This is a genomic window from Sphaerisporangium sp. NPDC005288 (genome assembly GCF_040607475.1).
Classification (GTDB): domain Bacteria; phylum Actinomycetota; class Actinomycetes; order Streptosporangiales; family Streptosporangiaceae; genus Sphaerisporangium; species Sphaerisporangium rhizosphaerae.
On record NZ_JBEXGT010000045.1, the window covers coordinates 1 to 13,581 of the forward strand.

At 74.0% G+C, this 13,581-nt stretch carries 10 protein-coding genes; 7 read left to right on the top strand and 3 right to left on the bottom strand.

The annotated features are described in order from the left end of the window. The 4 genes from ABZU32_RS32615 to ABZU32_RS32630 all read left to right on the top strand — a co-directional run. The coding region (locus tag ABZU32_RS32615) for a methionine adenosyltransferase domain-containing protein (RefSeq protein WP_354928269.1) at nucleotides 1-216 on the top strand (216 nt) is incomplete at its 5' end. A 251-nt stretch (nucleotides 217-467) separates the two neighbouring features. Continuing rightward, on the top strand, nucleotides 468-2,942 hold the full coding sequence (locus ABZU32_RS32620) for a primosomal protein N' (RefSeq protein ID WP_354928426.1): 2,475 nt from the start codon (nucleotides 468-470) through the stop codon (nucleotides 2,940-2,942). Between the two features lie 50 nt (nucleotides 2,943-2,992). Continuing rightward, a complete protein-coding gene (locus ABZU32_RS32625; RefSeq protein WP_354850036.1) occupies nucleotides 2,993-4,726 on the top strand; it encodes a hypothetical protein in 1,734 nt (577 codons plus the stop codon). Between the two features lie 63 nt (nucleotides 4,727-4,789). After that, on the top strand, nucleotides 4,790-6,151 hold the full coding sequence (locus ABZU32_RS32630; RefSeq protein ID WP_354928272.1) for a hypothetical protein: 1,362 nt from the start codon (nucleotides 4,790-4,792) through the stop codon (nucleotides 6,149-6,151). Nucleotides 6,152-6,288: 137 nt separating this feature from the next. On the opposite strand, the gene ABZU32_RS32635 is transcribed toward ABZU32_RS32630, so the two are convergent. Genes ABZU32_RS32635 through ABZU32_RS32645 form a run of 3 tightly spaced genes read right to left on the bottom strand, consistent with a single transcriptional unit; the run spans nucleotide 6,289 to nucleotide 10,130 of the window. Beyond that, nucleotides 6,289-7,362 carry an amidase domain-containing protein gene (locus tag ABZU32_RS32635; protein WP_354928275.1) on the bottom strand — a complete coding sequence of 358 codons (1,074 nt, stop codon included), beginning with the start codon at nucleotides 7,360-7,362 and terminating at the stop codon, nucleotides 6,289-6,291. A 35-nt stretch (nucleotides 7,363-7,397) separates the two neighbouring features. Then, complete coding sequence (locus tag ABZU32_RS32640) at nucleotides 7,398-7,526, bottom strand: hypothetical protein (protein ID WP_354928278.1); 129 nt, start codon at nucleotides 7,524-7,526, stop codon at nucleotides 7,398-7,400. Nucleotides 7,527-7,559: 33 nt separating this feature from the next. Continuing rightward, nucleotides 7,560-10,130 carry a DNRLRE domain-containing protein gene (locus tag ABZU32_RS32645; RefSeq protein ID WP_354928281.1) on the bottom strand — a complete coding sequence of 857 codons (2,571 nt, stop codon included), beginning with the start codon at nucleotides 10,128-10,130 and terminating at the stop codon, nucleotides 7,560-7,562. Nucleotides 10,131-10,670: 540 nt separating this feature from the next. Here ABZU32_RS32645 and def point away from each other — a divergent pair. The 3 genes from def to ABZU32_RS32660 are packed head-to-tail and all read left to right on the top strand — an operon-like array spanning nucleotide 10,671 to nucleotide 13,576. Beyond that, nucleotides 10,671-11,219, top strand: coding sequence for a peptide deformylase (gene def / locus ABZU32_RS32650; protein ID WP_354850044.1), 549 nt, complete (start codon nucleotides 10,671-10,673; stop codon nucleotides 11,217-11,219). A 3-nt stretch (nucleotides 11,220-11,222) separates the two neighbouring features. After that, the gene (gene fmt / locus ABZU32_RS32655; RefSeq protein ID WP_354928284.1) at nucleotides 11,223-12,173 is read left to right on the top strand and encodes a methionyl-tRNA formyltransferase; all 951 of its coding nucleotides are present in this window, start codon (nucleotides 11,223-11,225) and stop codon (nucleotides 12,171-12,173) included. Next, a complete protein-coding gene (locus ABZU32_RS32660) occupies nucleotides 12,173-13,576 on the top strand; it encodes a transcription antitermination factor NusB (protein WP_354928287.1) in 1,404 nt (467 codons plus the stop codon). The genes fmt and ABZU32_RS32660 overlap by 1 nt, the downstream gene beginning before the upstream one ends. The last annotated feature ends 5 nt before the right edge of the window (nucleotides 13,577-13,581 follow it).

Sequence of the window (13,581 nt, forward strand, 5' to 3'; positions counted from 1 at the left end):
ACCTTCGGCACCGAGAAGATCGAGGTCGCCAAGATCCAGGACGCCATTCTCCAGGTCTTCGACCTGCGTCCGGCGGCGATCATCCGTGATCTGGATCTGCTGCGGCCGATCTACTCCCAGACCGCGGCCTACGGTCACTTCGGCCGCGAGGAGCCCAACTTCTCCTGGGAGCGCACCGACCGGGCCGACCAGCTCCGCCAGGCCGCCGGCCTCTGACCCGCGCCCGCCGCGGCCCGCATCGCCGGGCCGCGGCTTTCGCATGACCGCCGGCGGGCGTGCACGCTCGCGCGGGCCGGTTCGGCCTGGTGGGCGCCTTCTGGTAGGACCTAATCGTGACCGCGACCAGCCCCGCCGGGGAAGCCATCGGAGCGCCGCCGCCCGGCGCCGCCGGTGACCCGGCACGGCCGGGCGCGGCGCGGGACGCCGAGCCCGACGGACTCTGGGGCGAGACGACGCCGGGTAAGGGCGTGGCCAAGGGGACGGTGGCGCCCGCGGGCGAGCTTCCGATCGCGCGGGTGGCCGTGGACGTGCCGCTGCCCCACCTCGACCGGCCCTTCGACTACGTGGTGCCCGAGACGATGGCCGAGGCGGCGGTGCCGGGCTGCCGGGTCAGGGTGCGCTTCGCGGGCAAGCTCGTCGACGGGTTCCTGCTCGAACGGGCGGAGGCCAGCGAGCACGAGGGCAAGCTCGCGGCCCTCGAACGGGTGGTCTCCTCCGAGGCGGTGCTCACCCCGCAGATCGCGGCCCTGTGCCGGTCTGTGGCGGACCGGTACGCCGGCACCATGTCCGACGTCCTGCGGCTGGCCGTCCCCCCGCGACACGCCAAAGTAGAGGCCGAGGAGGCCAAGCGAGAGGCGGCGCGGCCCGTCTCCCCGACGTCCCCGAGTGAGGGTCCGGGCGCGCCGGCGGGGAACACCGGCGGGTCCGCGGACGCTCCTGGGCCGATCCGGCAGGCGCGGGCGGGGCAGGACGCCGTGGCAGGGCCCATGGTGGAAGGGCCGGCGCAGGAAGCGCAGGGGGCGCAGAAGGCCCAGGGAGCGCGGTCGATCGCGGTGGAGCCGGGGGAGTGGGCGGAGTACCCGCTGGGGGCCTCCTTCCTCGCGGCGGTGGCGGAGGGCCGGGCGCCACGGGCGGTGTGGAGCGTTCTTCCGGGAGCCGCGCACGGGCCCCGGTGGGCCGAGGGCGTCGCCCTGGCCGTGCTGGCCGCCTCCCGGGCGGGACGGGGCTCCCTGGTCGTGGTGCCCGACGGCAAAGACGTGGCCCTGCTCGACGCCGCGCTGACCCGCGTCCTCGGACAGGGCGCCCACGTGGCGCTGACCGCCGGCCTCGGTCCCGCCGAGCGGTACCGCCGGTGGCTGCGCGTGCTGCGCGGCGGGGTGCGGGTGGCCGTGGGGACGCGGGCGGCGGCGTTCGCCCCGGTCCACGATCTCGGCCTGGTGGCGATCTGGGACGACGGGGACGATCTGCACGCCGAGCGGCTGGCCCCCTACCCGCACGCGCGCGAGGTCCTGGCGCTGCGCGCCCACCAGACGGGCGCCGCGATGCTGATCGCCGGTTACGCCCGGACGGCGGAGGCGACCCGGTTGATCGCCGACGGATGGGCCCGCCCGATCGCCGCGCCGCGCGAGACGCTGCGCCGGCACGCCCCCCGGGTGCGTCCGGCCGGCGACGACGCCGAGGTGGCCAGAGACGAGGCCGCCCGGGCGGCGCGCCTGCCGAGTTCGGCGTGGGCGGCGCTCAAGCAGGGCTTGGCGAGCGGGCCCGTGCTGGTCCAGGTGCCCCGCCGCGGCTACCTGCCCGCGCTCGCGTGCCAGTCCTGCCGCGCCCAGGCCCGCTGCCACCAGCCCGTGGCGACCGTGACCCCTCCGCTCACCCCGGATCGGCCGGAAAGGCCGGGAAGCCCCCGCAGACCGGAGGACTCCGGCGTTTCCGCGATTCCCGGCATGCCGGGCACGTCCGACCCGGCATTCCCCCGCACCCCAGGGAGACCGGTGAACACCGGGAGACCGATGAACGCGGACGTGCCGGGGAACGCGGGCGTGCCGGGGAACGCGGGCGTGCCGGGGAACGCCGGGACGCCCGCTCATGCCGGGATGGCGGCCGATACCGGGACGGACCGGTCGGGGGAGCCGCGTGGACGCGATGTGGCGGCGGCGATGTGCGGGGGGCCGCTGGCGTTGCGGGGAGGGCACGCGGCGCCGTACTGCCGGTGGTGCGGGCGCATCGCCGGCATGTGGCGCTGCCAGGCGTGCGGGAGCAACCGCATGCGCGCCGTCGTGGTCGGCGCCCGGCGCACGGCCGAGGAGCTCGGCCGCGCCTTCCCGTCGGTCCCGGTGAAGACATCCGGGCGCGACGGCGTGCTGTCGGACGTCGGCCCGGCCCCGGCGCTGGTCGTCGCCACGCCCGGCGCCGAGCCGGTCGCCGAGGGCGGGTACGCGGCGGGCGTCCTGCTGGACGGCTGGGCGCTGCTCGGCCGTCCCGACCTGCGCGCGGCTGAGGAGGCGCTGCGGCGCTGGATGAACGCCGCGGCGCTGCTGCGCCCGGCCGCCGAGCTGGTGGTGCTCGCCGACTCCTCCGTCCCGGCCGCGCAGGCGCTGATCCGGTGGGATCCGGTGACGCACGCCGAGCGCGAGCTGGCCGAACGGGCGGTCCTCGGGTTCCCGCCGGCGGTGCGCATGGCCACGCTGACCGGCACGGCGGCCGGGCTCAGGGAGATGGCGGGCGATCTGCGGCTGCCCGGCGAGGCGCAGGTGCTCGGCCCCGTCCCGGTCGAGGGGGCCCGATCGGGGCCCGAGGAGCCGCAGGAGCGGCTGATGGTACGGGTGCCGCGCGCGGCGGGCCCGGCGCTGGCCCGGGCGCTCAAGGGGGCGGCGGGCGTGAGGTCCGCCCGTAAGGCTCCCGACCTGGTCCGGGTGTGTATGGATCCGATCGATCTCATCTGACCGTAGGCCGCCGATTCGCGGGGCTGAAAGTAAGCCGTTAGTTTCTCCCTGTGTCGATCGAATGGGTGAACGGGGCCATCGAGGAGATCCGGGCGTGGGGGCGCTCGAAGGACGTCGTGGTGGACGCCGACGAGGTCCGCCTCCTGTGCGACTACGCCAGCGACTATCTGGACGTGAGCGAGCTCGCCGACTTCACGCCCGGCACGTTCGAGCAACTGCTGCTGGACATCTACCCCCGCAAGGTCATCGCACCGCCCGAGAGCGCCGCCGAGACGGTGGCGGCGGCGCGCACGCTGGTCGACTTCCTGCTGGAGAGCGGGGAGATCGGCACCAAGATGGCGGCCCGCATGCGCGCCAAGATCGACGAGATCGCGCCGGAGATGCCCGCCGCGCTCGCCGACACCTCCAAGTTCGGCATGGCCAAGAGCATCTTCGGGGCGATGGGCGCCGACGAGCCCGATCCGACCGCCCTGGACGCTCCCGGTCCCGCCGGCTCCGGCGACGACCTGCTCGGCCTGCCGCTCCACCGGCTGCGCGGCGTCACCGCCGACGACGGGTGCGAGTGCCCCGGGTGCTCCCCGCTGCCGGCCGTGCGGCTGGCGCCGCCGCAGCAGGTCGCCGGGGCGGTCCGCGAGGCCGGTCTGCTGCGGGACGCCCACCACGTGGTGGCCTGGATGCGCGACGCCGGCCGCACGCCGACCGTCCGGGGCGCCCTGCGCGTCCGGGACGCCGCGCGCGTCACCAGAGAGCTCGGCGTCGCCGCTCCCGAGACCGCGTGGCGGCTGGCGGTGTCCCTCGGGCTGGTGGAGGTCTCCGGCGCGGCCCTGACGGTCGCCCCCGGCTTCCTGCCGCTCCCCGAGCGCGACGACCGCGAGGTGCTGGACCTGTGGGCCGGCACGGTGGCGTTCGTCACCGACGGAACGGCCGACATCACCGGTTCGCCCGAGCTGGACCAGGAGCTGTACGCCGTCCACGACATGCTGTACCGCCTGCAGGAGCCCATGGCCCTCGCGGAACTGCGCGAGCACCTGGAGGAGGCGTGGACGGGCGCCCGGCCCGGCGAGGACGACCAGGACGACGAGGACGGGCTGGGCGCCGCGCTGGAGGTCCTGGCCTACTGCGGCACCATCGAGCGCGTGCGGGACGCCGTCCGGCTCACCCCGCACGGCCTGTGGGGGATGCGCGAGACCTTCGTCCGCATGGGCATGCCGGCGCCCGTCGCGCCCGACCCCGCCGAGGGCGACGCGGCCGGCCTGGTCGACGGCCTGCTGGGCGGGGTGCCCGCCGAGCAGGCCGAGCGCGACATCGGCTCGTGGCTGGCCCGCCGGTCCCCTCCGGAGGCGGCGGCCGAGCTGCTCGGCGCCGTCCAGGCGCAGGACGCGGCGCGGCGCGGCGTCGCCGTCACGATCATCGACCGGCTCGGCCCGGAGGCGGCCGACGCCGTGCGGCCGTTCCTCTCCGACGCCGAGCTCCGCCCGCACGCCGTCCACTGGCTGTCCGCGCGCGGCCTCGAGGCGCCCGCGCTCACGCCCGAGGAGGCGCTGTGGGTGAGCGTCGACATGCTCGCCGTGGCCATGCCGGCCACCGAGGACGATCATGAGCGGTTCGCGGGCACCCTGGCCACGGCGGCGCCGCCCGCCCACGTCATCGAGGAGATGTGGCAGGTGGACCACCCCGACGTCGCCGAGGTCCTGGACCTGCTCGGCCGCCACCTGCCCGACCGCGAGATCGCCAAGGCCGCCCGCAAGGCGGCGTTCAAGGCGCGTTCGCGCGGCATTCACTGAGCGGGCCAGGCCAAGGTCCGCAGTCGGTCATCGCGTGTGGCTGGTGTGGAGTAAGTTGCCTGAATGGCCAACAGCGGTAACGGCGGGATCTTCGATCTTGGAGAGCTGCGCAGCCTCATCGACGAGCTGGGGAGCGTGTCAGGCGAGGAGCGGGAGGCGCTGCTCGCCGAGATGGCGGGGGAGAACGACGAATGCGATTGCGGTGAGTGCGAGAGCGAGGTGCTGAGCTTCCCACCGGTCGAGCTCGCGCCCGCGGACGAGCTCGCCGAGGCGGTGCTGACGGTGCCGCTGGTGCGGGACGCCCTGCGGCTGGCCGGCTGGACGGGCGCGAGACCGGTCACCGCCGAGGGGTTCCTGACGCCCGCCGACGCGCGGGAGGCCGCCGCGTGGCTCGGGGCGGACGACGAGCGGCTGCGCCTGGTGTGGGTCGTCGCGGTCAACACCGGCCTGCTGCGCATCACCCAGGCCGGCGCGTCCCCCGGGCCGGGGCTGCCCGCCGACCTGATGGAGTTCTGGGACGGGGTCGTCATGGACGTCCTCGACCGCACCGACGAGGGGCTGACCGGCTCGGCCGTGGCCGACGAGCACCTCACCGAGATGCTGGCCACCATCTACGCCACCAGCGACGGCATCACCTACACCGCCCTGGTCGAGGGAATGCTGCAGGCCCACGAGATCGGCTGCGAGGCCCGCGCGGCCGAGATGCGGCGGCTGCGTGAGCGGTTGCCGGCCGAGCTGGACGCCGCCCTGGACCTGCTGGCCTACTGCGGGCTGTTCGAGCGCGCGGCCGACCGCGTCCGGCTCACCCCCCTCGGGGTGTGGGCCGTCCGGCAGGACCTGCTGCGCGAGGGGCACGACGCGCCGCTGCTGGCCGAGGTCGCCTCCTACGCCGAGCTCAGCGCGGCCGAGCTGGTCGAGGCGATGCTGTCGGGCGAGGCGCCTTCCAGCGCCCCCACCCTGTGGGTCGAGCGCCGCGTCCCCGAGGACGCCGCGCGCGAGCTGATCAAGGTGGCGGCGTCCGGCACGCCGGGGCAGCGCGGGGTGATCGGCACGGTCCTTGAGGAGATCGGTCCGGAGGCCGAGCCCGCGGTCCGCGAGGCGCTGGCCGAGCCGGCGATGTGGCGCCACGCCGCCGTCTGGCTCGGGGTGCGCGACCTCGCCGCGCCGGTGCTCAACGAGGACGACGGCACCTGGCTCGCCGTCGACACCCTCGCCACGCTGCTGCACATCCCCGACGCCCAAGAGGCCATGGGCGAGTTCGAGGCTCTGGAGGCGGGGGAGGAACTGCTGCGCCTGGTCGACGAGATCGGCCACAGCGGCCACCCCGACTCCATCGCCGTGCTCGAACTGCTCGGCGCCCACCATCCCGACGCCACCGTCGCCAAAGCGGCCCGCAAGGCCGCCATGAAGGCCCGCTCCCGCTGACCCGCCCCGGGGCCGCCTCGCCGTCGCGGGGCAGCCACCTGGGGCCCTGTGTCACGTGCCCCGGCTGCGCACGGGGCGTCCGGGCCGCCGGGCCGTGCCGGGGGACGGCGTGGCCACGGCGGCCCGGGTGGCCGCGCCTACTTCACGACCTTGGCCACATAGACATGAGCCAGCCTTGGCCACGCGTCGCTGAGGCTGCGGTAACGGTCCCGAGGGCCATGCTGCGCGTAGAAGACGCCGGCGCGTTGCGAGACCCAGCTGACCACCGCCAGATGGTCGAGCCATCCGGACACGCTTTTCTGGTCGAAGAAGATCACGTCTCCGGGCTGCACGTCCCACCAGCTGTACCGCCAGACGAGGCGATGCCGCTTGGTCTGGAAATGGTCGTAGAAATGGACGACGTTCATCCAGCTGTAGCTGCGCGCGCCCCCGCCTATAAGCAGATGCTCGAACCAGTTGTTGTCGTTCGAACGCGAGTACCAGCCTTTCTCCGGTGCCTTACCTCCCTTGTTCACGGCGTAGGAAGTGAAGTTGGTGCAATTGTTGTGCTTGATGGCGTAGGGCCACGTGTAGACGTTGTCCACCGCCCATTTGGCGATTCCCGATTGCCTGACGCTCCGCGTGGAGACCTGGCCCGACCCCACGGACAGGTCCGGCCACCCCTTCGGGTCCAGGGGAAGCGGCGCGGGAGCGTCGGCCGGGGCCGCCGTCGACTCTCCGGTGATCACGCCGTTGAGGTCGCCGTCACCCGAGGAGCCAGAGGCGTCCACCGCCGTCCCGTCGAGGTTCCGCGTGATCGACGCGACCGATGTCGACTGCTTGTCGAACACGAAGTCCCGTACGGCGATGTCGTCGTTGGTCTTGTCCTCCGCGGACGTCGTCCCCACACCGTCGGCCGTGGTCGTGGTGGTCTTGACCGTGGCCCGGACGGTGACGGAGTCGGCGGCCGTCTGGGAGACCAGGACGTCCGACAGGGTCACGGCGGAGCTCGTCTGGGCGACCTGGTGGCCTGCCGCGTCCTCGGCCCACTGCCGTAGAGGGCCCGCCTGGGTGTCCAGCGCGGCGGCGAACCGCGTCCCCTGGGTGCTCTGGCCGGCGGCCGCCGACGCCGAGATGAAGACCCCCTCGCGCATCTTGTTCTGTGAGGTGAGGTACTGCTTCACCGCGTCGAGATAGCTCTGGGTCCCACCGGCGACGGCCTGGGGGGTCACGGGGGCCGTTGCCCAGCCGCTGGTGCCGTAGGCCGTCAGAGCCCGGCCCGGAGGCTGTAGACCGACCCGTTGGTCAGCCCGGTCACGACGACGGCCTGGTCGTCGGTGCCGACGCTCTTGAGCGACTGATCGTCGCTCTTCAGTACCTCGATGTCGTACCGCACCGTCCCGCTGCCGCCGGTGTCGGCGGGCTCGTCCTACGTGAGGAGGATGCCCGAGTCGCCCGCGCGGGCGCGGACGCCCTGCGGGACGGTCGGCGGAGCGGGCGGCAGGTAGGAGATCACCAGCTGAGGAGCGGGGAACGCCGCCGGGACACCGTCCTCGGATCCGAGGAGCGCCAGACCGTGGTCGTCGGCCGGCTGGGTCAGCCAGTCGCTGAGCAGCGCCGCGAGGTCCAGGTCGGCCGATCCCACCGGGGCGTCGGCGTTGCCGTCCGCACCGATCGCGGCGGTGACGTCGGAGGAGACCGGTGACGCCGGCAGGGCGGTGTCGAGGGAGTAGGCGGAGACCTCTCCCGAGCAGGCGCCGCCACAGGCGGGGGAGCCGAGCTTGAGGGTGGCCGAGACGATGCTCGCCCCCGCCGGGATCGCGCTCAGGTCCGCCGAGACGACCGTGAGGTCGCGGTCGGCGCCCGTACCGCCGATCTTGACGGTCGACGAGGGCTGCAGCGGGCAGGCGGAGCCCTGGCAGGCGTCCGCCGCCGCCTTCGCCGTCGAGAGGGTCAGCTTGTCGGCGCCCAGGACGAGGGTCTGTCCCTGGGGGGTGGGTGGTGGCGCCGGAACGGTGAAGGAGATGGGGGCGGTCTTGTCCGTGCACGCGTCGCCGGCGCAGGCGCGCATCTGCCAGCTGTACCTCTGCCCCTGACCGACCATGCCGTCGGGGAGCCGCAGGGAGACGCGCCCGCCGTCCGTGGCGTCGCCGCTGCCCAGGGGGGTGGGGCCGACGGCGTTCCCGGAGTCGTCGGTGAGGAAGAACTGCGCCGTCACCGCGTCTCCGGAGGGGCGGCTCACCACGCCGGACAGGATGGGATTGGCGGGTTCGTCCAGCGAGGTGCTCTGCGCCGTCGGCGGATCGGCGGCGTCGGTGGTCAGCCGGACGGGGTCGGCGGCGGTCGTGTCGGTCCCGTCACCGGCCTCTACGGAGAGCTCGTAGCGCGTCGCGTTGGTCAGGTATCCGGGCGGGACGGTCCACTGCGCTGATGTCCCCGAGGGGACACCGGAGATGGTCCGCGTGCGCACCGGCTGTGCGCAACTGGCCCCGAGAGGGGTGCATGTGAGGGTGAAGGTGTAGGTCAGGCTGCCGCCGTCGGAGTCGGTGGCCCTGGCGCTGACCGTGGGGGTCAGGCTCGACGTCGTCAGCGCCTCCGTGGAGGAGTCCGCGCCGGGGGTGATGGAGACCTGCGGGGCGGTGGGCCGGCTGTCGTAGGTGACCGTCAGCGCCGGATCGGTCGGCCCCTGGCTGCCGGAGGTGTGGTTGGAGGAGTGGTAGCGGCGCCAGGTGGTGGAGTCGGACTGGTCGGTGCCGCGGACCTGGACACCGTGGTTGGCCGACCCGTCCGCCCATGCCTGCACGATGGCGTCGATGTCCCAGTGCGTGAACGCGGCAGGGCATCCGCTGTCGTGGCCGTAGGCGCTCGTGACCGTTTTCGCGCCGCTGGTGGTGGTGGCCGGCTCGGAGCCGTACCTGATCGTGTCCGGGTCCCAGCCGGCGGTGACCCGGCGGACCTGCACGCCCGGGCCCGCGGTGGAGCACGTAGACGACCAGTAGGTCCACAGCCTCAGGTCGGTGTCCAGGATGTGCTTGCCGCGAAGGCCGGCGATGTCGTTGAACAGCAGATATGAACGGGCGACAGTGGTGCCGCCGTCGAAGGTGCCCGCCTTCAACTCGGTGGAGCCGCGCTGGGAGTCGGGGAAGTTGGTCGCCACCCATGTGTCGGTGCCGACCGTCAACGTGCTCGTCGGGTCGATGGTCACCGGGTACCGCAACGCGGGGTCGTTGAGGTAGCCGGGGTCCGGACGCAGTGTCAGCACGGCTCCGCCCGCCTCGCGGCGGATCGACGTCGTGACCTCCGCCTGACGGGTCGCCTCGCCGGAAGCGGGGTCCTTGGAGGAGTCCCACATGTGCGGGGCCGGTGCGGAGATGACGGTCGTGCCGAGGCCGTCGACGAGGCGAAGGCCGTGATCGGCGTCCTTCAGCAGCGTGAGGCCCTTGGTCCTGATCGGCAGAGTGATCGTCAGGGGACCGGACGGTGGCCGGCGCAGAACCAGCGAATGCGTGAAGCCCTGCGGCAGCGACGTGACGACCAGGTCCCCGTCCGGCACCACGCCCGTGTAGGTGGCGGTGTTCCCCCGGACCGCCGGCGCCGGGAGCGGGTGGTTCCAGCCCACCGCGAACGAGCGACCGCCGTTGTCGATGGATGCGAACGGCGCGGTCCCTCCGTGGGACAGCCGTAGATCCACCTGCGCCGCCCTGGGCTTGAGTTCACCGTCGGCGGAGACCAAGGACGGGTCGATGGCGGTCCACGACCCGTTCCCTCTCATCCTGATCGGGGCGGCGTGCGCCTCCGTCGTCAGACTGCCGTCCGGGTTCGCCCACGTGGTCGAGTACTCGGTGCGGGCATCGGCCACCTCGACACGGGTCTTCCGCGTGCGGGCGGCCTGCTGCGCCGATGAGAGAGCGGACCGCGGGGCCACGGCTGAGGGGGTGGGCGACGGCTCGCGCTCGGCTCGCGCTCCGGACGCCACGCCGCCGAAAGCCACGCTCGTCATCAGGCCGAGTACGAGCGCCATCCGGAGCGATGGCCGGGCGGGCATTCCTTGACCGGCGCGACGCTTTCCGGCGCGCCATAAGCGTGGGTAGGGAGTCACTGAATCCTCCAGGACACACGGAACGGGGAATGGCTGACCGGAAGGTCCCGTCCCGTCCGGGGGAGCCGGTATTCCGCCAGCGACTGACCCTAGGTCGGGCTAACCCCACCAATCTGGTGAGTGCTGGACTGATTCGCGTTCAGTGCGGCATTTGTCCATAGGCACTTCCATATACGTGCAAACGCCCAGGCAGCCCGCGCGCGCCGCCCGCGCCACAGTGATCGACACGGCCACGACCGATCAGGCGCCGCGGGCCGCGCCTGCTCCCGCCGGGACGGCGCCGCCGGTGTAGCCTTCGACGACGCCGCGGAACCCGATCAATCCCGGCGCCGCGGGCTCCGACCGGCGGGTGGGGGCGCTCCCGTGATCGCGGACGCGGCGTTCGCAGTGAGCCACATAAACTAGTGAGACCTTCAATTCGTGACGTGAACGGAGTCTTCCGTGGCCATACAGTCGATCCGCCTGTTCGGCGACCCGGTGCTGCGCACCCCCGCGGAGCCGGTCAAGGACTTCGACAAGGAGCTCCGCAAGCTCGTCAAAGACCTCACCGACACGATGATGGACGCCCCCGGCGCCGGCCTGGCCGCGCCGCAGATCGGGGTCGGCCTGCGGGTGTTCACCTACTACGTGGACGACACCCTCGGCCACCTGGTCAACCCCACCCTCGACCTGTCGGAGGACAAGGACGAGGACGGCGAGGAGGGCTGCCTGTCCTTCCCCGGCCTCACCTTCCCGACGCCGCGCGCCATCCGCGCCGTCGCCAAGGGCTTCGACATGCACGGCGAGCCGGTCACCATCGAGGGCACCGACCTGATGGCCCGCTGCGTGCAGCACGAGACCGACCACCTCGACGGCGTGCTGTTCATCGACCGCATGGATCCCAAGCAGCGCAAACTGGCGATGAAGGCGATCCGCGAGGCGGAGTGGAGCGGGCTGGCCGCCCCGGCCGTCAAGTTCTCGCCGCACGCCACTCAAGGGAAGGCTCTCTAGCAAGTGCGCCTCGTCTTCGCCGGAACCCCCGAGACCGCCCTGGCCCCGCTGCGGGCGCTGCTCGACTCGCCCAGGCACGAGGTGGTGGCCGTGGTGACCCGCCCGGACGCCCAGTCCGGGCGGGGCCGCAAGGTCCACCCGAGTCCCGTCGCCGAACTGGCCGAGTCCGCCGGCATCGAGGTGCTGCGCCCGGCCAAGGCGGGCGACCCCGAGTTCCTGGCCCGGCTCAAGGCCATCGACCCCGACTGCTGCCCGGTCGTGGCCTACGGTGCGCTGCTGCCCCAGTCGGCGCTGGACATCCCCCGGCACGGCTGGATCAACCTGCACTTCTCGCTGCTGCCGGCCTGGCGGGGCGCCGCCCCGGTGCAGCACGCCGTGCTCCACGGCGACCCGATCACCGGCGCGGCGACGTTCCAGATCGTCAAGGCGCTCGACGCCGGCCCGGTGTACGGGGTGGTGACCGAGGAGATCCGGCCCGACGACACCAGCGGCGAGCTGCTGGCCCGCCTGTCGGAGTCGGGCGCGGGCCTGTTGGCGGCGACGCTCGACGGCGTGGAGGACGGCACCCTGGAAGCCCGCCCGCAGCCCGCCGAGGGCGTCAGCTACGCGCCAAAGCTGGAGGTGGCGGACGCGCGGGTCGACTGGACGGCGCCCGCGATGCGCGTCGACCGGCTGGTGCGCGCGTGCACCCCGAACCCCGGCGCCTGGACCGAGTTCCGGGGCGCGCGGCTGAAGCTCGGCCCGGTCGCGCCCGTCCCCGGCCCCTCGGCCCTCGTGCCCGCCGAGGGCGCTCTCGCGCCGGGGCAGATCGCCGTCGCCAAGGACACCGTCCTGGTCGGCACCGCCACCCACCCCGTGCGGCTCGGCGAGGTCCAGCCGCAGGGCAAGCGCCTGATGACCGCCGGTGAGTGGGCGCGCGGCGTGCGCCCCGGCGCCGACGAACGGCTCGCCTGATGGGCTCTCCCAGCGGCGCGGGCCGCACGGGCGGCGGACGGCCCGGCGCGGGCGGCAGGAGGCCGAAGCCGGTGCGCGACGAGGCCCGCAACGTCGCCTACGACCTGCTGCGGGCCGTCGACGAGCGCGACGCCTACGCCAACCTGCTGATGCCCACCCTGCTGCGCGAGCGAGGCCTGTCCGGCCGTGACGCCGCCCTGGCGACCGAGCTGGCCTACGGCACCCTGCGCGGCCTCGGAACCTACGACGAGATCGTCGCCGCGTGCAGTGACCGCCCGCCGGAGGACATCGACCCGCCGCTGCTGGACGCCATCCGTCTCGGGGTCCACCAGCTCCTCAAGACGCGGGTGCCCCCGCACGCCGCCGTCAGCGCGACGGTCGACCTGGTGCGGCTGCGCGTGGGCACCGGCGCCTCGAAGTTCGCCAACGCCATCCTCCGCAAGGTCGCCACCCGCGACTTCGACCAGTGGCTGCCCATCGTCGCCCCCGACCCCGGCGAGGACGCCGTGGGCCACCTCGCCGTCGCCTACAGCCACCCGCGGTGGATCGTCTCGGCGCTGCGCGACGCGGTCGGCGGCGGCTTCGAGGAGACCGCCGACCTGCTGGCCGCCGACAACGAGCGCCCCGCGGTGACGCTCGTCGCCTGGCCGGGCCGCAGCACCGTGGGTGAGCTGGTCGAGGACGGCGCGGCCGCGGCCCGCTACTCGCCGTACGCGGCCTACCTCCCCGAGGGGGACCCGGCGTCCCTGGAGGCCGTCGCGCAGGGCCGTGCGGCCGTCCAGGACGAGGCCAGCCAACTCGTCGCGCTCGCCCTGACCCGGGTGCCCGTCGAGGGCTCCGACCGCTACTGGCTGGACATGTGCGCCGGCCCGGGCGGCAAGGCCGGGCTGCTCGACGCGCTCGCCGTGCAGAACGACCGCCACCTGCTCGCCGCCGACCAGCGCTTCCACCGCGCCCGGCTGGTGTGGCGGGCCACGCGCAGGGCCGGGGTCATCACCGCCGACGGCACCCGGCCCGCCTGGCGGGACGGCGCCTTCGACCGGGTGCTGGTCGACGCCCCCTGCACGGGCCTCGGCGCGCTGCGCCGGCGCCCCGAGGCCCGCTGGCGGCGCTCCTCCGACAGCGTCCAGGAGCTCGGCGCGATCCAGCGGCGCCTGCTCGGCTCGGCCCTGGACGCCGTCCGCCCCGGCGGGGTCGTGGCGTACGTGACGTGCTCGCCGCACCTGGCCGAGACCCGCGTCGTGGTCGGCGACGTGGTCAAGAGGCGGGGCGACGCCGAGCTGCTGGACGCCCCGTCCTACCTCCGCGAGGTCGACCACCTGGGCGAGGGCCCCTACGCCCAGTTCTGGCCCCACCGCCACGGCACCGACGCCATGTTCCTGTCCCTCATCCGCCGCACCTGACCCCG

What these genes read in the sequence shown, in the direction of transcription:
- ABZU32_RS32630 (WP_354928272.1), top strand. Translation starts at nt 4,790, where the DNA reads ATGGCCAACAGCGGTAACGGCGGGATCTTCGATCTTGGAGAGCTGCGC.
- ABZU32_RS32645 (WP_354928281.1), bottom strand. Translation starts at nt 10,130, where the DNA reads ATGACGAGCGTGGCTTTCGGCGGCGTGGCGTCCGGAGCGCGAGCCGAG.
- ABZU32_RS32660 (WP_354928287.1), top strand. Translation starts at nt 12,173, where the DNA reads ATGGGCTCTCCCAGCGGCGCGGGCCGCACGGGCGGCGGACGGCCCGGC.